Source organism: Microbulbifer sp. JSM ZJ756, assembly GCF_044383805.1.
Taxonomy (GTDB): domain Bacteria; phylum Pseudomonadota; class Gammaproteobacteria; order Pseudomonadales; family Cellvibrionaceae; genus Microbulbifer; species Microbulbifer zhoushanensis.
The window spans coordinates 635088-654450 of record NZ_JBISER010000001.1; the positions used below are offsets into that span (position 1 = coordinate 635088).

At 62.4% G+C, this 19363-nt stretch carries 19 protein-coding genes; 13 read left to right on the forward strand and 6 right to left on the reverse strand.

Translation table 11 applies throughout. From position 1 onward, the window contains the following. Positions 1 to 274 precede the first annotated feature (274 nt). Positions 275 to 853, forward strand: coding sequence for an antibiotic biosynthesis monooxygenase (locus ACH6CX_RS02860; protein ID WP_232942858.1), 579 nt, complete (start codon positions 275 to 277; stop codon positions 851 to 853). A gap of 96 nt (positions 854 to 949) precedes the next feature. Further along, the gene (locus ACH6CX_RS02865) at positions 950 to 1624 is read left to right on the forward strand and encodes a haloacid dehalogenase type II (RefSeq protein WP_334079009.1); all 675 of its coding nucleotides are present in this window, start codon (positions 950 to 952) and stop codon (positions 1622 to 1624) included. A 22-nt stretch (positions 1625 to 1646) separates the two neighbouring features. Here ACH6CX_RS02865 and ACH6CX_RS02870 read toward each other — a convergent pair whose 3' ends face one another. Continuing rightward, positions 1647 to 3221, reverse strand: a complete 1575-nt coding sequence (locus ACH6CX_RS02870; protein WP_396674727.1) for a hypothetical protein — start codon at positions 3219 to 3221, stop codon at positions 1647 to 1649. A gap of 241 nt (positions 3222 to 3462) precedes the next feature. Here ACH6CX_RS02870 and ACH6CX_RS02875 point away from each other — a divergent pair, with 241 nt between their 5' ends. The 6 genes from ACH6CX_RS02875 to ACH6CX_RS02900 all read left to right on the forward strand — a co-directional run bounded on the left by ACH6CX_RS02875 (position 3463) and on the right by ACH6CX_RS02900 (position 8512). After that, the gene (locus ACH6CX_RS02875; RefSeq protein ID WP_237061703.1) at positions 3463 to 3795 is read left to right on the forward strand and encodes a hypothetical protein; all 333 of its coding nucleotides are present in this window, start codon (positions 3463 to 3465) and stop codon (positions 3793 to 3795) included. Between the two features lie 100 nt (positions 3796 to 3895). Then, positions 3896 to 4288: a thiol-disulfide oxidoreductase DCC family protein gene (locus ACH6CX_RS02880; RefSeq protein ID WP_232942862.1), complete on the forward strand. Its 393-nt coding sequence runs from the start codon at positions 3896 to 3898 to the stop codon at positions 4286 to 4288. A gap of 12 nt (positions 4289 to 4300) precedes the next feature. Beyond that, on the forward strand, positions 4301 to 4963 hold the full coding sequence (locus ACH6CX_RS02885) for a flavin reductase family protein (protein WP_237061705.1): 663 nt from the start codon (positions 4301 to 4303) through the stop codon (positions 4961 to 4963). A 35-nt stretch (positions 4964 to 4998) separates the two neighbouring features. Further along, entirely contained in the window at positions 4999 to 5433 is a 435-nt protein-coding gene (locus tag ACH6CX_RS02890) for a DUF4174 domain-containing protein (RefSeq protein ID WP_237061706.1), read from the forward strand. A gap of 552 nt (positions 5434 to 5985) precedes the next feature. After that, entirely contained in the window at positions 5986 to 6831 is an 846-nt protein-coding gene (locus tag ACH6CX_RS02895; RefSeq protein ID WP_237061708.1) for an alpha/beta fold hydrolase, read from the forward strand. 304 nt (positions 6832 to 7135) lie between these two features. Beyond that, the gene (locus tag ACH6CX_RS02900) at positions 7136 to 8512 is read left to right on the forward strand and encodes a rhodanese-like domain-containing protein (RefSeq protein ID WP_334079010.1); all 1377 of its coding nucleotides are present in this window, start codon (positions 7136 to 7138) and stop codon (positions 8510 to 8512) included. A gap of 37 nt (positions 8513 to 8549) precedes the next feature. Here ACH6CX_RS02900 and ACH6CX_RS02905 read toward each other — a convergent pair whose 3' ends face one another. The 3 genes from ACH6CX_RS02905 to ACH6CX_RS02915 form a co-directional block, all read right to left on the reverse strand. Next, positions 8550 to 10337: a sulfate permease gene (locus ACH6CX_RS02905; protein ID WP_334079011.1), complete on the reverse strand. Its 1788-nt coding sequence runs from the start codon at positions 10335 to 10337 to the stop codon at positions 8550 to 8552. Between the two features lie 43 nt (positions 10338 to 10380). Beyond that, complete coding sequence (locus ACH6CX_RS02910) at positions 10381 to 10794, reverse strand: TIGR01244 family sulfur transferase (RefSeq protein ID WP_232942868.1); 414 nt, start codon at positions 10792 to 10794, stop codon at positions 10381 to 10383. An 86-nt stretch (positions 10795 to 10880) separates the two neighbouring features. Then, positions 10881 to 11762 (reverse strand): MBL fold metallo-hydrolase, encoded by an 882-nt coding sequence (locus ACH6CX_RS02915; RefSeq protein WP_232942869.1) that lies wholly within the window; start codon positions 11760 to 11762, stop codon positions 10881 to 10883. A gap of 107 nt (positions 11763 to 11869) precedes the next feature. Between ACH6CX_RS02915 and ACH6CX_RS02920 the strand changes: the two genes are divergently transcribed. The 5 genes from ACH6CX_RS02920 to ACH6CX_RS02940 all read left to right on the forward strand — a co-directional run bounded on the left by ACH6CX_RS02920 (position 11870) and on the right by ACH6CX_RS02940 (position 17234). Then, positions 11870 to 12184, forward strand: coding sequence for a metalloregulator ArsR/SmtB family transcription factor (locus ACH6CX_RS02920; RefSeq protein ID WP_255701149.1), 315 nt, complete (start codon positions 11870 to 11872; stop codon positions 12182 to 12184). An 8-nt stretch (positions 12185 to 12192) separates the two neighbouring features. Then, the gene (locus ACH6CX_RS02925) at positions 12193 to 12627 is read left to right on the forward strand and encodes a YeeE/YedE family protein (protein ID WP_232942870.1); all 435 of its coding nucleotides are present in this window, start codon (positions 12193 to 12195) and stop codon (positions 12625 to 12627) included. 3 nt (positions 12628 to 12630) lie between these two features. Continuing rightward, positions 12631 to 13059: a DUF6691 family protein gene (locus ACH6CX_RS02930; protein WP_232942871.1), complete on the forward strand. Its 429-nt coding sequence runs from the start codon at positions 12631 to 12633 to the stop codon at positions 13057 to 13059. Positions 13060 to 13188: 129 nt separating this feature from the next. Beyond that, on the forward strand, positions 13189 to 14919 hold the full coding sequence (locus tag ACH6CX_RS02935; RefSeq protein WP_232942872.1) for a SulP family inorganic anion transporter: 1731 nt from the start codon (positions 13189 to 13191) through the stop codon (positions 14917 to 14919). Positions 14920 to 14978: 59 nt separating this feature from the next. After that, on the forward strand, positions 14979 to 17234 hold the full coding sequence (locus ACH6CX_RS02940) for an ATP-dependent helicase (RefSeq protein WP_232942873.1): 2256 nt from the start codon (positions 14979 to 14981) through the stop codon (positions 17232 to 17234). Between the two features lie 28 nt (positions 17235 to 17262). Here ACH6CX_RS02940 and ACH6CX_RS02945 read toward each other — a convergent pair whose 3' ends face one another. Together ACH6CX_RS02945 and ACH6CX_RS02950 are read right to left on the reverse strand one after the other, a co-directional pair. Then, complete coding sequence (locus tag ACH6CX_RS02945) at positions 17263 to 17955, reverse strand: DUF4919 domain-containing protein (RefSeq protein ID WP_232942874.1); 693 nt, start codon at positions 17953 to 17955, stop codon at positions 17263 to 17265. Continuing rightward, on the reverse strand, positions 17936 to 19201 hold the full coding sequence (locus ACH6CX_RS02950; RefSeq protein WP_232942875.1) for a patatin-like phospholipase family protein: 1266 nt from the start codon (positions 19199 to 19201) through the stop codon (positions 17936 to 17938). The genes ACH6CX_RS02945 and ACH6CX_RS02950 overlap by 20 nt, the downstream gene beginning before the upstream one ends. Between the last annotated feature and the right edge of the window lie 162 nt (positions 19202 to 19363).

Here is a 19363-nt window from a genome sequence, read left to right on the forward strand (position 1 = left end):
GTGCAATTTCCTGGTTGCCGATCGGCGGAAGCGATACGGCATTTGCGGGAAAGCATCACTGGCTGCTAATTCATCAGGGAGCCACCACACGCTACTGATGCGACATATTCTTGCTATATGTACCCAGTGGGACGGGAGCCAGGCCTTGCTACATGCAACTCCCCGGAAAATCACTCTATAACCGACTGTGCTCCCCCCTGTTTGGTCAGGATTTTCCCCGGGGGCGGGACATTGCCTCCCAAATCCACGAACCTTGAACGGGGCTTAACGTCCAATGGAAATAGAATCAGGATCGAAAGATACGGAGGACCCGGGAGCAACTGCAGTAATCACCCACCGTGTGTGCGAAGAACACCAGGCTGCCTATGAGCAGTGGCTGGATGAAATTGCACCCAAGTGCAAAGCATATCCGGGTCACCTGGACTGGAGTATCATTCGTCCGATCCCCGGAATCACTTCCACCTTTACCGTGGTGATCCGCTTCGACACCAAGGCACACCTGCAGGCATGGATGGACTCCGGGGATCGGCAACGGCTGATAGACCAGGTCCAGCCTTTGTTACTGGAGGGCGATGATTTTTATATCAGCAGTGGTCTCGATTTCTGGTTCACCCCCAGTGGCGCCAGGGCGCAGTTACCCACCCGCTGGAAGCAGTTCCTCGCGACCTGGTCGGTAATCTATCCCCTGGTACTCGGCATGCCGTTGTTGATTTTGCCGGCATTGCGTGCAGCAGGATCTCCCGAAAACCGGCTACTGGACACTTTCGTGCTCACCGGGAGTATCGTGTTCCTGATGGTCTATGTGATCATGCCCCGCTACACAAAGCTCATTCGACACTGGTTGTTTGACTGACAGGCATGCCTGGAAGCCCTGCCAGCCTGCTCACTGCCCGCGTAGCTGCAGTCAAGCCCGGGCAATACCCAGGTGAACTGGAAAACGGGAGCCACAATGTCCGGCCGCGTTATTTTTTTTGATGTGATAGAAACCCTGTTCTCTCTGGCTCCATTGCACGACCGCTTTTCCAAGCTGGGCCTGCCGGAGCAGACAGCACCGCTATTTTTCACACAGTTGCTGCGGGATGCTTTTGCCCTGTCGGCCGCCGGCAGGTTCCAGCCCTTCCCGACGATAGCTCGCGCGACCCTGGAAGTTGTGCTCACCAACGCCGGCAGTCCTGTGAACGATGACCGGGTCGAGCGCATCCTGGGTGAATTCTCACGGCTGCCCGCGCACCCGGATGTGCGCCCGGCGCTCGAGCGGGTGCGGGCAAGCGCCGATACCCGGGCGATACTGCTGACCAACGGCTCACGTGACAATACCGAGAAGCTGGTACAGGAGGCGGGACTCGAATCTCTGGTGGACGATATCGTCTCCATCGAGGAATTTCGCGTATGGAAACCCATGGCACAGGTATATCGGCAGGCCGCTGCGCGGGCGGGCGTTGCACCGGAGCAGGCCACCCTGGTCGCGGCCCATGCCTGGGACACCAATGGCGCCATTGAAGCCGGACTCAATGCAGTCTGGGTCAGGCGCCAGGACACTACCTACCATGCCCTGATGGCCACGCCGCGGGCCTGTGTGGCAAACCTTGAAGAGGCTGTGCGCGCAGTGCTCAGCCCCGCCTGAGCGGGTTGCCAGCTGCGTCCACTCAATACCCAGGTTCCAGGCACTGGAAGTTTCCCGGGGGCTGGCTGCCGGGCTTGGCATTCAGTAGCAGGAAGCTCATCACGTGCAGGTTCTCGAAACGCGCCTCGTAGGGCGGGAAGCTCTCCACGCCGTGCGGGAAGGCGTTCAGGTGGCAACGGGCACAGCTGAAGCCCTTCTGGGTATAGGTTTCCAGGGTGGTGTTCACCAGGTTCTGCACATTGGAGTGCTGCGGCCCCGGGATACCGGGACCCAGGTGCGGGTTGGGCTCACGCAGGTTCTTATTCTGGGTCCCGATCAACTGGTAGTAGGACCAGACGCTGTCCTTCAGCAGCGCCTGGTATTTGTAATTCACCAGCTGCACATCCGGCGGGATCGGGGTTACCCTGGAGACATTGACCATTTCCCGCTCTTGCTGCGGTACCAATGCTTCGCCCGCCTTGTACGGTAACGGGATAACATTGGCCACCCCGCCCTCGCCGTTCACCTCGTAGCCATTGGGATAGCGGGCCGGGCGGCCATTGACCCCACCGGGATTGAGGGCCGGGCGCGCCGGTTGCGGCAGTGTATCGAACAGCTTCCTGCCCACTTTTACGTTATCGATATGCTCGAAAGTGGATGGCAGGTGACCAAACGGCGTCACCCGGTGAATATGGAACCCCACCAGCCCCATCAACGTGGGTTCGCTCAGGGAGCCATCCGGCAACGGGAACTGCAGCACCCGGCGGAAATAGCGGCCGGGAATATCGGCATCCTCACCCTCGGTCTTCAGTACCTTCCAGGCCGCCTTCACCTCGGTCATGCCCTGCTGTGCCCAGGGAGGCAATGCATCAATATAAAATTCGGTTCCCTCCGGCACCCGCTGGAAATAACGCCGGGCCGGGTCACCCGGGTGTTTTGCCAGCGGCGGCGCGGCATTGTTGGCATCGGCGTAGTCGATGTAATCCTGCACCACCTGCGCCTGGGTATCGGCATCGTAGTAACCGAACTGCTTGATATAGGTGAAATAGGGCTGGCTCTGGGTGACCTCGACCCGCAGGTAGCGGCGGTTCTGGTCCACCACCGGGCCGGTGGGTACATTGGCGTTGGTGTATGGCTGGTTGATACCCGGGGCAAAGGGCTTACCGTAGGCGTAATCCCCCACGTAGCATGGGGGGCGGGCCACCCGTTGCAGGCCGGTAAAGTCCGGCTGCCCCCACTCCACCGGCCACTGCTGCGGGTGGACGAATACGGTCTCCGGCGACATATAGGTTTCCCATACCACGACACGCTCGGGATCGTAGGTATTCGAGATCGGGGCCAGGCGCGCCCGCGGATCCGGTTCCCCGCGCAGGCCACCTTCGCGATAGGGCCAGTTCAGGGCAATAAAGCTCTGCCAGGCAAATTCATAGATATCCAGCTGGCTCGGGTCACCGGCCGGTGTATTGCCCGGGAGTTGCGGCCGGAAGCGCTGGTTCACGTCGAACGGCATGATCCAGGGCCTGTCCACGAGCAGGGATTCCGCCGTGACGGGCGGCGCCCCCCCGGCAGCGACAATCAAAAACAGCCCCAGCCAACCAATTCTGCCCGCCCTGTCCATACGCCGATATCTCCCTACTTCAGTTGGAGTGCAACTGGCGTTCCACACCTAAAGCCTAGATCGGGATGGCCACCGTTCCCGCGATCCCGGGATCATTGGCGCACGTTTGCTCCCGCAGCACGCTGGAATGTGCCCGGAGCAACGCAGCCGGCCCGGGTTTTGCCATCAACTACCCGGTTACTTACACTGGGCTTTGGTAAATTCGCGGGTCCTGCCCCCTCACACGAAAAGTGGTTTGCCCATGCGAAAACGACAGGAACAAGTGCACCCCCAGTCGAAAATCAGGCGGGGACTGTCCATGGCGGTTATCCCCATTGCCGCGGCGGCCGGGCACCTTGCCAGCGCCGCCTTTGGTGCAGGTGAAATTTCTGTCGAACCAGCTTTCGCCCTACTGACCGTACTGGCCAGCGCCATCGTCTTTGTGGCCAGCTACTGGCTCTATGGCTGGTCCGAACGGGCTAACTTCCGGCACGCCCCAAACAAACCGCTGCGCCGGCTGGCCTCGCCCGTTTTGTGGATGCCCATGATTATTGTGCTGCTTGCCGCTTTCGCGCACCTGTTGAACCAGTCGTGATGCGCCGGCAGGCCGCCAGGCGCGGGTTGATCCCGGCTACTCTCGCGTGCGTATATAAACTCAATGGGAGCGGCACAGAACAGGAAAGCGCGGGGATACCTTGGCCGATAACCGATTCACGATGTTTTACGATGGTCGCTGCCCACTGTGCATGCGGGAAATCCGCCACCTGCGCCGCTGGGACACCCGGCATCGCGTAAATTTCATCGACATCAACTCGGCCGACTTCAGCGAACGCTATCCGCAGATCGACCGTGAACGCGCAATGGCAGTATTGCATGCGCAGCTACCTGATGGACGTGTGATCACCGGTCTCGATGTGACCGTGGAGACCTGGTCCCGTGTAGGCAAGGGGCACTGGGTCCGCTGGCTGCGCTGGAGGCCGATCCGCCCCTTCAGCAACCTGGCTTATCGCTTCTTTGCCCGGCACCGTGACCGCGTCGCTCAACTACTGACCGGGGAGCGCCGCTGCCCCGACGACCACTGCAAATGACCGGGGGACGCATTGCAAAAGACCAGACACTGGCACCGCGCCGATTTTGACCAGCTGGAAAAACTGTACCGGGTAAACCTGGTCAACAGCCTTTCCGGCTTCAAGAGCGCCAACCTGATCGGCACTGCCGATGCCAGCGGCCACCCCAACCTGGCGATGTTCAGCTCGATAGTGCACCTGGGGGCCAACCCGCCCCTGATCGCCTTTATCAACCGGCCGGACAGTGTCGAGCGCCATACCCTGGAGAATCTTTTGGCCACCGGCTGGTTCACCGTCAACCAGGTCAATGACGACATGTGGCAGAAGGCCCACCAGACTTCCGCCCGCTACCCGCGGGAGGTATCTGAATTCGACGCCACCGGCCTTGGCGTGGCTACCTGCCCGGTGTGCCCCGCCCCGTTTGTCGCCGAGAGCCGCCTGCGCTTCGCCTGCCGCCTGGTAGAGCACCAGACCCTGCAGGTAAATGGAACCGTGATGGTTATCGGGGAAATCGAGTACCTGGAGGTAGAGGGCGAGGCCGTCCGCAATGATGGCTATATCGATATCGAACGCCTGGGCACGGTGGCGGTGAGCGGCCTGGACAGCTACCACCGCACCCGGCGCCTGGACCGGCTGCAGTACGCCAAACCGGACCGGCCGGTGCGCCCGCTGGGCAGTGCAGGCGACCGGGACTAACATAGCGCTGATAGCTTATTATGCGAGGAGGCGGTGTGAACAAATCAATCTTACTGATGGGCGCCGTGCTGGCACTGTTGCTGGCAGCCGGAGCTGCCGCCAGTCCCCCGCCGCTCAAGGACCTGTCGTCGCTCGTGTCGCACAAGCGGGTACTACTGATCAGTGGCGTCCCCGCAACTGCTGGTTACCCGCAGCGGCTGCGCGAGGCGCGCGTCGAAACAGCCGAGCGCGACCTGGTGTGGTTTCGGCTGACGCCGCCGGCGATCGAGACCAACTATGCCGGACCGCTGGCACCCGGGTTCGGAGAGGCACTGGCACAGCGCTATTTTGGCGACGAAATCCCCGGTGCCACAGTGGTCCTGATCGGCAAGGACGGGACGGTGAAGGTGCGCTACCGGAAACTCGACCTTGAGGGGCTCTTCGAACGTATCGACAGCATGCCCATGCGCCGACAGGAGATAAGACAGTAGCGGACCCGATAGCGCCGCGCGGATGCCGACTGAGTTGCCCGGCTCTCCGCTGGCGCGGCCAATCACCATTTGGCCTGAACAGCCACAAAGTGCCCTGCCAACTGGTCCAGCCCGCGCTGTGGATCGTCCTCGGCACGCGGTCCGGTACCAGGGCACTGCTGTATTTGGTGCTCGCTGCGTTGACAGGCTTCCTGCTGCCTGAAACTGTCAACTACATTAAGCACTACGGGCCCTGCCACGGGCAGCTGGCATGCGGTCGCAACGGAGGGGTGACGCCGGCGCACTCCTGGAGCGCCAGCCATCAGAGTGGGCACGTGTCGCTGTTTGAGCTTTCGCGCCACTCCAATCATCATTTCCGCGCAGGCCACAAATACCCGGTGCTTCGCCACCACGACGGCGTTCGCAGATGCCCAGCGGCTGTCCCGGCATGATACTGCTGGCGGCCGTGCCCGTGCCCTGATTCCGGGTAATGGACCGGCGGCTGCAGGAGAACAGGCAACCGGTAACCGGACCCGATATCATGTCGAAAACACACAGAGAAAGGATGCAGCCATGCCAGTCGTTCAGAGAGACAGCCTCGCCCTTCACTACGAGATCCAGGGCAGCGGGCCCGCCCTGGTACTTCTCCATAGCTTCCTGTGCTCGGGCGCCATGTGGCGCGAGCAGGTGGAGGCACTTGCCGAGCACTACACCGTCATCACCGTGGATATTCGCGGCCACGGCAAGTCATCAGTTCCGCAGCAACCGTTCAGTATCTACGACCTGATGGAGGATGCGCTCGCGGTGCTGGACCGTGAGGGGATCGACAGCGCCATCTGGGCGGGCCTCTCCATCGGCGGCATGATCGCACTACGGGCGGCGGTCAAGGCACCACAGCGGGTCAGGGGCCTTATCCTTATGGATACCCACGCGGGGCCGGAAAAAATGCTCAAACAGCTTCGCTACCGCCTCATGGTTCTCGCGGCGCGCATCTTCGGGATCCGGTTGCTGTTACCGCAGGTAAACAAGCTGATGTTCGGTGACTTCACGCTCGTCAACAAGCGCGACCTGGTAAATGAATGGCAGGAAGAATTTGCCCGCGTACCAATGCCTACCATTGCCCACGGCGTCAATGCCCTCTGCAGGCGCGACTCACTGCTTTCCCGACTGGGACTGATAGAGAAGCCGACACTTGTGATTGTCGGCGACGACGACCGCTCCCTGCCACCACACCTGTCCAGGGAAATTGCCGACAGTATCGAGGGGGCGCGACTGGAGATGATCGCCAAGGCCGGGCACCTGACGGCACTGGAGCAGCCGCAAGCAGTCAACGAAAAGATGCTCGAGTTCCTCCGGAAAATCGACGCGGGGGAAGCGGCGTCCTCACCGAGCGAAAATTCCACGCCGGAACATTCCTAGGCTCCCGCACGAGTCCCTCGGGCCCGTCATGCTGGCGGGCCCTTTTCATTGTATTTTTCAATCGCCCTAATTACCGGGTGTATGGGAGCGGCCATAGAGGGACGCTCTCCAGCAGCGGTTTAAGCCGGCAGGGCAGTAGTTCGCAGCATGTGCCGATACCTGAATTAAACTTTTACATCGACTCTCTGGAAAAATCATCCTGTTTGCACATTCTCCCTGCAGTTTATTAGGCTACTGGGCACATTCTCCGCGGGCGAGTTCGCACCGGCCGCGAACCCGACACCGACCACTTACTGGAGGTCCAATGTTTGTCGAATCGATCAAGTCACCCGGCCTGGCACAGATTTCCTACCTGATCGGCGATGGCAGCGAAGCAGCTGTCATCGACCCGCGCCGCGACTGCGAAATCTACGCAAAGATGGCCCGCGAAAAGGGGTGCCGAATTACCCATATTTTCGAAACCCACCGCAACGAGGACCTCATTTCCGGCGCCCCCATCCTGTCGGGCATCACCGGCGCCCCGGTCCACCACGGCCCCAATCCCGCAGATGACGTTGTCTATGCCGATACCGTTCGAGAGGGCGACTCTTTTACCTTTGGCCACATGCGAGTTGCGGTGCTGGAAACGCCGGGACACACTGACGACAGTCTGTCGTTTGCAATTTACGACGACAACTTCGGCGATGAAGCAGTGGGCGTCTTCACTGGCGACGCACTATTTGTCGGCGATGTCGGGCGCACGGATTTTTATCCCGATCGCGCCGAGGAGGTGGCCGGCAACCTCTATGACAGTCTGAAGAAAATTACAGGGCTTGGCGACCAGGCGATTGTCTACCCCGCTCACGGCGCCGGTTCTGTATGCGGCGACAATATGGCTGACCGGGATTTTTCCACGATTGGTTACGAGCGCCGGAACAACCCGATGCTGGGAATTGAAAAGCGGGACGAGTTCGTAAAGCGCAAAGTCAATGAGCACCACTACCAGCCGCCCTATTTCCGTGTGATGGAGCGCCTGAATCTCGAAGGCGCCGCGCCCGTCGCATCCGTCGTTACCCCACGGGTGCTGGACATGCAGGCGTTCGAGGAGCTGTCCCGCAAGGGGACGCTGGTGGATGTCCGGGGGATCGCGCCTTTCCTCGGTGCCCATATTCCCGGCAGCCTCGCCCTGCCCGTGGATATGATCACGGCCTTTGCCGGCTGGTTCCTGGATGAAAACGATGAGCTGATACTGGTTGCGGACAGTGCGGCCCAGGCTGAAGAGGCGGCCCGTAACCTGGCGCGTATTGGCTACGACTGCATCCTCGGCTACCTGGATGCCGCCATGCCCGGCTGGGCGGCAGGCGCGCGCCCTTTCGAGCGCGTGCAGGTAATCGACGCGGATGGCGTGCAGAAAAGGATCGACAAGGGAGAGGCCAACTGGGCCCTGCTGGATGTGCGTGGCAAGGGCGAAGTGGAACAGGGCATCATCAAGGGTGCCGAAACGATCTACGTAGGCAAACTGCCACAGGAGATGGACAGGCTTGCCCGGGACCGGCATTACACCGTCATGTGCGCCAGCGGTGCCCGGGCAACTGTCGCCGCGTCGGTGTTGCTACGCGCCGGTTTCCAGAATGTCGATGTATTCCTGGGCTCCATGGGCGCCTGGCAGTCAGCCGGCCACAAGGTTGTCGAGCCCGGCTGAGTGCCAAGTCTGCTGCAGTGGCCAGCGGCTCCCGGCTTCAGGCCGATTCGGAGCCCGCTGCCGCTGCGTCGGCCAGATCGCAAGATGCCGACCCCCTCACCACCTGGGCACGGGCAGCATTAAAGGCCTGGAACTGCGTCAGGTAAACCTTACCGGACAGGTGGGCCAGGAAGCCGGTGCGCTTCAGGCTGTCCATCACCGGTCCCTTTACCTCCGACAGGTGCAGGCCGATACCCAGCTCATCCAGACGGTGGTTGACGGCCTCCAGCACTTCCAGCGCACTCCAGTCGATCTCGTTGATGGCACTGCACATCAGGATCACATGCCGCACCTGCCGGTTTACCGCCAGGTCACCGTAAATCCGCTCTTCCAGGAAGGCGGCATTGGAAAACATAAGGCTCTCGTCGACACGGATGGTGAGGATCTCCGGTACCGTGAGCACCTTGTGGCGACGGATATTGCGAAAATGCTCGGTGCCCTCCACCAGGCCCACTTCGGCAATATGGGGCTTCGAAGTACGAAACAGGAACAGGGCAATGGACGCGCCCACACCACAGGAAACCCCCGCCTCCACCCCGAACAGCAGGGTCACCACGATAGTGACAAGCACCGCGAAGAAGTCGCTGCGGCTGAAGTTCCAGGTCTTGCGCAGGATGGAAAAGTCCACCAGGGTGAGGACCGCAACGATAATGGTTGCCGCCAGAGTGGCCTTGGGCAGGTAGTAGAGGTACGGCGTCAGGAACAGTGCCGCCAGGGCGATGCCGATCGCTGTGAGGATGCTGGCCATCTGCGTCACCGCGCCCGCGTCGAAGTTGACCACCGAGCGGGAGAAACCGCCGGTAACCGGAAACCCCCCCGAAAGGCCCGCACCCAGGTTGGCCGCGCCGAGCCCCACCAGCTCCTGGTTCACATCGATTTTTTCCCGGCGTTTTGCCGCCAGCGTTTTGCCCACCGACACCGACTCCACGTAACCGATGATGGAAATCATGATGGCGGGAACCAGCAGCGCCTCCACCAGGGCCAGCGAGGGCCAGGGTAACGACAGTTCGGGCAACCCTCCCGGGATCTCCCCCACCAGGGCAACACCCCTGCCCTCAAAGCCAAAGCTGGCCGCCACCACGATGGTGGCAATCACCCCCACCACCGGTGCCGCCTTTACCAGCATACTCGCGGCGTGCGACGACAGCGGCAGACGGCCTAGCAATCGCACCGCGCCGCGGCGCGACCACAACAGGAAGATAATCACCGCCAGCCCGGTGCCCAGGGTGTACTGGTTGACCTGGTCAATTTCCCCAACCAGGGAAACCGCCATTTTCATCAGCGTGTCCCCATCCGCACTGACCCCGAGCAGGTGCTTTAACTGGCTCAGGGCGATCAGCAGGCCGGAGGCGGTAATAAAACCGGAGATGACCGGGTGGGAGAGGAAGTTGGCCAGGAACCCCAGGCGCAGCAATCCCATCAGGGTCAGGAACAGGCCCGACAGGAGGGCCAGCACTGCCGCAGCCACCAGGTAGTCGCCAGTGCCCTGCACCGCCACTTCGCCCAGGGCCGCCGCACTCATCAACGACGCCACTGCCACCGGGCCGACGGACAGGGTCCGGCTGGTGCCGAACACCGCGTAAGCCACCAGCGGCACCATACTCGCGTAGAGCCCCACCTGCGCCGGGAGGCCGGCCAGCAGCGCATAGGCGAGTGACTGCGGGATCAGCATGATGGTGACGATCACCGCCGCGAGAAAGTCCCGGCTGAATGTGGTGCCGTCGTAATCCCGCAGCCAATCGAGTATCGGCAGGGACCTGGTGAGGATGCTCGGCCTGAATTGCATATTCCAGATTACCCGGTATCAGTACTGCTCTTGCGCGCCCGGCTCAGGGCGCGAATGCTGTCACGACGCCGGACACATCAAAACCGGCGGCGCGGGCGCGATCGACCAGATCCCGCGGTTCGTCCCCGCCCAGGCATTTTGCCCCGGCCCAGAGATTGGTGGAGCGGTTACCGGTACGGCAGAAGGCATGCACCCGCTGCCCGCCGGCCAGCACCTGCTGGAACTGCTCACAATGCTCGCGAGTCATCTGGCCGCGCATAAATGGAATGGCGACAAACGCCATACCCTGCTCTTTCGCCGCCTGCTCCAGTTCAGCAAATGAAGGGTCGTTCTCGGCTTCGGTTTCGGTGCGGTTGCACACCAGCACCTGCACTCCTGCCGCGGCCAGCTGCGCCATGGCCTCGGGGCTGCACTGGTCCGATACACTGACCTGCTGGTCCAGTTGCTTGATTTCCATCGATACCTCCACAGGCGGGCCCGCGGCCCGCCGGAAATTATTGTTCAGGCTGTTTTCACCGGTTTCTTCCCCGGCAACTGTCCCGTTTACCTGAGGATATTAATCGGTACTTTGAGGTAGACGACGCCGTTGTCTTCAACCGGTGGCATTTCGCCGGCACGGATATTGACCTGGATCGACGGGATGATCAGGCGCGGCATACCCAGCGTCGCATCGCGCTCGGTGCGCATTTTGACGAACTCATCCTCGCTGATACCGTCGCGCAGGTGAATATTACTGCGCCGCTGTTCTCCCACCGTGGTCTCACACTGGTGCTCACGCTTGCCCTCCGGCGGGTAGTCATGGCACATGAACATGCGAGTCTCTTCCGGCAGCTCCAGCAGGTTTTTCACTGACTGGTAGAGTTTGCACGCGTCGCCGCCCGGGAAATCACAGCGTGCACTGCCGACATCCGGCATAAACAGGGTATCGCCGACAAAAAGCGCGTCCCCGATCAACCAGGCCATATCCGCCGGCGTATGGCCGGGGGAGTAAATCACCCGTCCCTCCAGCTCGCCGATGGTAAAGGTATCGCCGTCATGAAACAGGTGGTCAAACTGGCTGCCATCCACCAGGAATTCCTTTTCCAGGTTGAACACGTCACGGAAGATGGTCTGCACCTCACGGATATGGTCACCGATGGCAATCTTACCGCCCAGCTGGTCACGGATATAGGGCGCCGCGGCCAGGTGGTCCGCGTGTGCGTGGGTCTCCAGGATCCACTCCACCGTCAGCTTTTCAGCGCGTACGAATTCGATGATCTCGTCGGCACCGCCTGTGCTGGTGCGGCCGGAGGGCGCATCAAAATTCAGCACGGCATCTACCACAGCCGCGGAACCCCCGGCATGGTCGTACACCACATAGCTCCAGGTTTCAGTATCCCGGTCCAGGAAGGATTTGACCTGCGGTCGGCTTGTTCTGGCAGTCATTGCTTGCCTCCAACTTCTGAATTACGGCCACAATATACTTTTCAATATTATATAAATCAATATAATATAAACCTGTAAATCATAGCGGCAGCCAGGTGGACCCTCCCATGCCCGACACATCGACCATCAGCCTCGACAAGATGCGCGCCTCGGCGGGCAATGCCTCGGCACTGTTGCGCTCACTGGGCAACCCGGACCGGCTGTTGCTGATGTGCCAGCTGAGCCAGGAAGAGCTCTGTGTGGGCGACCTGGAGGAACGACTGGATATTCGCCAGCCGAGCCTTTCCCAGCAGCTGGGCGTGCTGCGCCGGGAGGGACTGGTGGCCACCCGCCGGGAAGGCAAGCATGTGTTCTATCGCATTGCCGACCCGAAGGTCCTCACGCTGCTACAAACCCTGTATGAACTCTACTGTGCGGAGTAACCCAATCCATGACTATTGACTGGAATGCATTCACACCCTGGTCAGCCCTGGCCGGCGGTGCACTGATCGGCCTGGCGACCGCCCTGCTGCTGGTGGCCAACGGCCGTATTGCCGGCATCTCAGGCATCCTGGGCGGGCTGCTGGCCCGCCAGCCGGGCGAGACCGGCTGGCGGCTGGCCTTTACCCTGGGCCTGCTGGGCGGACCAACATTGTGGCTGCTGTTCCGGGACCTGCCGCCGATTCGTATCGAGGCCGGCCTTCCGGTACTGGTGGCTGCTGGCCTGCTGGTGGGCATCGGCACCCGCTATGGCTCCGGCTGCACCAGCGGCCACGGGGTCTGCGGGTTGTCGCGGCTGTCGCCGCGATCCCTGGTCGCCACCCTCTGTTTTATGGGCGCGGGCTTTGTCACCGTGTTTGTTGTCCGCCACCTGCTGGGAGCCTGATCCATGAACAAGACCACAATCACCGCATTTGTCGCCGGACTTATCTTCGGCCTGGGCCTGCTACTGTCGCAGATGGCCAACCCGGAGAAAGTGCTGGCCTTCCTGGACCTGGCCGGCAACTGGGACCCGTCGCTGGCTCTGGTAATGGTGGGCGCCATCGCCGTGGGCCTGCCGGTGTTCGCCTGGGCAAAGGGGCGGCAGCAATCCCTGCTGGGAGAGGCGCTGGAGTTGCCAAGCAGCAATGCCATCGACCGCCCGCTGGTAGTGGGCAGCCTGCTTTTCGGCGCCGGCTGGGGCCTTGCGGGTTTCTGTCCCGGTCCCGCGGTAGTCGCCACCGGTGCTGGCGAGTTGAAGGCGGTGGTGTTTACTGTCGCCATGCTGGCGGGAATGACTGCCTTCCGGCTTTTCCGGCGCCAGGCCCAGCCCGCCTGATCACCTGGCCGGGAACTGCCGGGCCGCCAGTCCGCCCGTAACGCCGCCGGGGATCAGGTCTATCTTTGCAGAGGGTCTGGAGTACAGTACCCGTTCCCCGGCACCGACAGATAACGGAACAGCGGCAACATGCGGGCGAGCACCCTCGTACCCAGTTGGTTGAGAAACTACGAGCGCCAGTGGCTGGCGGGGGACACGCTCGCCGCCGTGGTGGCGACCATGATGATCGTGCCACAGGCCCTGGCTTATGCCGCCCTGGCCGGCCTGCCCCCCCATATCGGCCTCTACGCCAGCCTGCTGCCCCTGGTGGGCTACGCCATGTTCGGGACCAGTTCCGCACTCTCGGTGGGCCCGGTGGCGGTACTGGCGCTGATGACGGCCTCTGCACTCACCCCGCTGGCGTCACCCGGCAGTCCCGACTGGATCCTCGGGGCGGTCACCCTCGCCGCACTGAGCGGCATTTTCCTGTTCGTGATGGGCCTGTTGCGAATGGGCGCCCTGGCCAACCTGCTTTCCCACCCGGTCATCCACGGTTTCGTATCCGGCGCCGCCACACTGATCATCATCGGCCAGCTGGGCCCCCTGCTGGGGATTGAGGCCGAAGGTGACACGGCGCTGGAGATGATGCCGGAAACCGTCGAGCAGCTGCCGTATGTGGTCTCACCGGGCACGCTGGTGGGGATCGTTGCCCTGCTCCTGCTGGGCGCGGCACGCCTGTGGCTGTCCTACCTGCTGCGGCGTGCCGGGATGAAGAAGAAACGCGCAAAACTGATTGCGCGCCTGGCGCCGATGGTGGTGGTGGCGGTGGCAATCGCGCTGTCGTGGCTACTGGAATGGGACCGGCAGATGGACGTGGTGGGTGCCATTCCCTCGGGCCTGCCGGAAATCGGCCTGCCGGCACCGGAGTGGGGCATGACCTACCGCCTGTTGCTGCCGGCGCTGATCATTGCGCTGCTGGGGTTTGTGGAAAGCCTATCCATCGCCCACGCCATCGCCCTGCGCCGGCGCGAGCGGCTGGATGCCGATGCCGAGCTGCGCGGCCTGGGCGCCGCCAACCTGTTCAGCGCTTTCTCCGGCGGCTTTGCCGTCACCGGCAGCTTCGCCCGCACAGCCATTAACGATGAGGGCGGTGCAAAGTCGCCACTGAGCGGGGTGATCGCCGCCGGCATCCTGGCACTGGTGCTCCTGTTCGCCACCACACCCTTTGAGATGCTGCCACTGAGTGTTCTCGCCGCCACCATCATCGTGGCGGCCAGCAGCCTGATCGACCTGCCCGGCTTCCTGCATAACTGGCGCTACGACCGTACCGATGGCGTGGCCATGGCCGGGACTTTTCTGGGCGTGGTGCTGTTCGGCGTGGAGGCGGGCATCGGCATCGGTATCGGCCTGTCCTTCGCCACTCTGATCTGGCGGACCAGCCGACCGCACATCGCCGTTGTGGGACGCGTGCCCGGGACCGAGCATTTCCGCAATGTGTTGCGCCATACGGTGAAAACGCAACCCGGTATCCTGTTCCTGCGTATCGACGAAAGCCTGTTCTTCAGCAATATCAATGCGGTGGAAGAACGCCTGCTGGCAGAGCTGAAGCGCAACCCGGACACCCGCGACCTGGTGCTGATCCTGTCCTCGGTCAGCCGGATTGACGGTACCGCGCTGGAGCGATTGCAGCAGATTAACCGCGACCTGCGCGCGCGGGATATCCATATGCACCTGACTGAAGTAAAGGGGCCGGTACTGGATCGCCTGAGCCGCTCACGGTTCCTGGAGCAACTCAGCGGGCGTGTATTCCTGTCGTCCTACATCGCAGAACTGGCACTGCGCCGGCGCGACCGGCAGGACGGCAGCACCGCCCCCGCCTGAGCCCTGTACCCACCGGCCGGATACTGGCAAAATATCCAGTATTTGAGCCAGTGGTATTCATGTCGACATCGCTCACGGAAGAACAGCAGGCCATCGCCAACCATCCCGGCGGCCACGCCAAGATTATTGCCGTGGCCGGGTCGGGCAAGACCACCGCCCTGCTCCACTATATACGCAACCGGCTGCAGGCCGGGGTAGCCCCCGCGCGTATGCTGGTACTGATGTATAACCGCAGTGCGCGGGAGGATTTTGCCGCACGCCTGCAGCAGCTGGTGGACGGACCCGTGCCCGGGGTGCAGACCTTCCACAGCCTGGGTTACCGCCTGTACCAGCGCATGATTGCCCGGGGGCATATTGCCCCGGCCAATCTCTCGCCCCTGCCCCAGTCCACCGTGCAACTGCAGATCTGGAAGGCCATCGAGGCATGCGCCCCGCCGGAGGAACTGGAGGACATCCGCGCACGCAAGCAGACCGAGGTGGAAGCAGCGGAATTCTTTATCGACTACACCAAGACCATTCTCACCGGGGACCTGAGCGCCTTCCAGGAACTGAAACTGGGCGACGAGTACATGTACTTCCTCAAGGTGTTTCGCGCTTTCGAGGAGTGGCGCCGCGAACAGCAGGCTGTCACCTTCTCCGACCTGGTCTACGACCCCGCGATCCTGCTCAGCCTCAGCCCCGAGATCGCCGCAGAGTACGGCAGCCACTATGAGGATATCCTGGTGGACGAATACCAGGACATCAACGAGGTGCAGCACTTCCTGCTGCGGGTGCTTTACGGCAAGTCCGGCAACGTGATAGCCATCGGCGACCCCGACCAGACCATCTATGAATGGCGCGGCTCAAAGCCGGCCTATCTGTTGAGCTATTTCGATGGGGATTTCCCTCCCTCCAACGTCTACCGCCTGAGCCGCACCTTCCGCTACGGCCACGCCCTGTCGCTGGCTGCCAACCACTGCATTGGCAACAACCGCGAGCGCGCCGATATCTTCTGCATCTCTGCAGACGGGGAGCGGGATACCAACATCGAGCTGGTCAACACCGCAAAGGAAACCCGCTGGCTGGTGGACCACCTGCGCCGCTGTCGCAAGCGCGGCGAGCCCCTCGAGCAAGTCGCCATCCTGGTACGGTTGTGGTCGGTGGCGGCACCGATCGAGCTGGCACTGCTGGCAGCCAACATTCCCTACCGCTCGGGTGCCCGCAACACCGTATTGTCGCGCCGGGAATTGCGCCCGCTGTTCTGGGCGCTCAATATCGCTTCCGGTCGCTTCGCCACGCTCCCCCCCGAGCGGCGGCGCCAGGGGCTGTACGAATGGCTGACCGCGCCCCATATCCGGATTGCCCGGCGTGTACTCGAACCGCTCTGTGCGCAACTGGCACAGCAATCCAGCGGCTGGGGCAACCACCTGCTGGCCATGGAGCCGGACTCCCTGAGCAAGCCGCAGTTGAAGCGCCTGCACCAGCGGGCCCGCCTGTTAACGGAAATAGAGAACTGGCGCGGCCATGCCGGTGAGCTGCTGCGCCGCCAACTGGGGGCGCTGGATTTTCTCACGGGCATTGCCGACGACAGCTTCACCCCCCAGCAGGGAGAGGAACGACAGCAGACGGTAGTGGCGTTCTGCCAGTACCTGGACCAGCTGAAGCAACCACCGGAAGAGGCCCTGGGCCACCTGCAGGAACTCCAGCGCCAGCACCGGGAAGGCACGCAGAGTACCGCCGACGCAGTCCAGATCACCACCATGCACCAGGCCAAGGGGCTGGAATGGGACCAGGTGATCATCCCCTCCCTGACCCGGCACAACATGCCCTACCAGCCGCAGCGGGACTTCAGCACGCCCGCCTCACTGGAAAGCGAACGCCGCCTTTTGTACGTGGCCATGACCCGCGCCCGGCGACAGCTCTACCTGCTCGCGCCAGAACCGGTGATTGAACAGCGCGATGGGAAGAAAGCCGCTACCGGGCCCGGCACGGGAACAGAAAATGACGAGCAACAGCCGTCACTGATGATCGAGGAGATGCAGTTACCCCTGAGCCTCCTGGTGGCCGGCGGCCTCCGCTTGCGGCCCCCGGCCCTGGAGAGCCCGGTACCGGTCTCCCGGATGGCGTTACGCTACATGGAGGCAATGGACTACAACCCGGATATCGAGGCGCCACCGGCAGCAGTGCGGCGGCCGCAAGCGGGGGAAGGAATCCGACACCGCAAGCTGGGTCACGGGCGGGTGGTTCGCTGGGAAGACGACCGGGTGGAGATACTGTTCAGCGACAGCCAGTCGCGGCGGTTCGACTGGGAGCGCCTGGCCCCCTTCCTGATGTAAACCGGCGCCTGGCGCTGGTTGGTGCTAGTCAGTTGCCGCTGTTGGCCGCAGTGTGGGCGAACTGGCGGCTGACATTGAAATAGAGATCGTATTCATCCCCGGATTCCGGGTCGCGGACCTGCATCTTGTCATACACACCCTGACGGTCGTAGACAATCGACTGGTCCAGCACCTGGAGCCCCTTCAGGCGCACATAGCCACGCAGTTCTGACGTGGTGATGGTGTGGAAGGCACTCTCCTGGCTGAGGCCATCGCCACTGCTCTCGATCGCCTCCATCAAGCCCTCCACCATGTAGCGGTGGCGGTCCTCACGGGCGAAATCCGAACTGCGGCCACTGCACAGCACACCGATCATGTGCGCCTCCAGGCTCATGTAATTGCCTTCCAGCACCCGGTCCACGTGCCCGAGGCACTCACCAAACTCGGCTTTTTCCACGGCGCTGTAGGCCTCCGCCAGGCCGTCCAGCCGCACCCCGCCATGGGGGTTGTAGTCCGCTGACTCGACGTAGGCCCGCCGCAACGCATTGAAATCGAGTGTGAAGGAGAGGCTCTTGGCCTCGCCCAGCAGGCGCTCGTACTCCGTCAGGGGCATGGACGGCGCCGTATCCGCGGGCGCCGCGCCATCACCGGAGCCGCCAGTGGGTGCGCTGCAGGCCGTCAACAGCCCCATCCAGGCGAGAAGTGCCATCAGTACAAAATTCTTATGTGTGCGTATTGCCATTTGCTGATTCCGTTGCCGGTTTAACTCTCAGTCCGAACAATCCCCTGCGTTCAGTCTCCGCCATTTCCACCTGCGGTTGCAGGAACTGGCGCAACTTTTCCTGCTCCCACATCGCGTCCTGGTACCCAAGCTCGACCAGCTCGCCGATAAAAGGTTTCTCAAACAGCAGGTAACTGGCGGCTGAGGCCCCTCCTCCGGAAGTGGTAGCACCGGTGGCGCGAAACAGCCAGCGTACCGCCGGTGGCAGGTAGCGGACTTTACGCCCCGCCAGCCGGTCGAGACTCTGCGATGGCTCGATCACTGCAGAGTCCACCGGTCGCAACGGCGCAAGGCCTGCGAGCTCCCTGTCGGACACGGACTCCAGCAGCTGGTTGACGCGATCCAGGTGCTCGAGGTCCCCTTCCAGGCTGTCGATAAAGGCCGCGTTGAACAATTGCCCGGCTATCTGGGCGATGGACGGTGAATGGCGCGGGGCCTTGATCTTGCGCTTGCCCCAGTGCACCGGCGAGCGATTGTCCGACACCCCCACGACAAACACCCGGTTGGCCCCCAGGTGCAAGGCCGGGCTGATTGGCGCCAGCTGGCGCACGGCACCGTCCCCGTAATACTCATTGCCGATCTTCACGGTGGAAAATAGTGTCGGGATTGCCGCCGAAGCCATCAGGTGATCCACCGTCAGGCGGGTGCGCACACCATAGCGGCGAAAACGGCGCCACTCGCGCAGGTCGTCGGCGCCCTGGAAGAAGCTGACGGACTCACCGGCGCTGTAGGACATCGCATTGACGCAGACAGCCCGCAGTTGCCCCTCATCGATTTTGCGCTGCACATTGTCGAACTGGATAACCTCCCCGATCAGTTCCCGCAGCGGCGAGTTATCCAGCAGTGCCAGGGGCTTCTGCCGGCCCACGCCCTGGTTAAAGAGCGAACGCGTGATGGAAAACATGTTACCGAGCAGGCTGCGCCAGCTGCTGCCATAGATATCGTCCACGGACAGCCCCAGCCACAGGTCACAAAGGCGGTCTACAGACTCCTTGAAGGTCCCCGGGTGTGACGCCAGCAGGAGCGCATTCACGCCACCTGCGGAAGTGCCACAGATGATCTGGAAGGGGTGCGGGGTATCGTCCGGCACCAGCTCGCCCAGCGCCTTGAGCACGCCGGCCTGGTAGGCCGCGCGGGCACCACCGCCGGACAGGACCAGGGCACTGGCCTGGTGGGTGAGACGCGGAATTTCTTTCTCTGAGGACAACGCTGCTTACCAATAAACCCGAACTGGGAAAAGTTACCGCCGAACCTCACGGTGCTCATGGGCAGCCGCCTGGCTCATGCTGCCGGACTACAGAGAATAGCAGCCGGCCGCGGCATTTCGATTACCGACCGGCTCAACCGGTCACCTTGGCACCCGCAACCT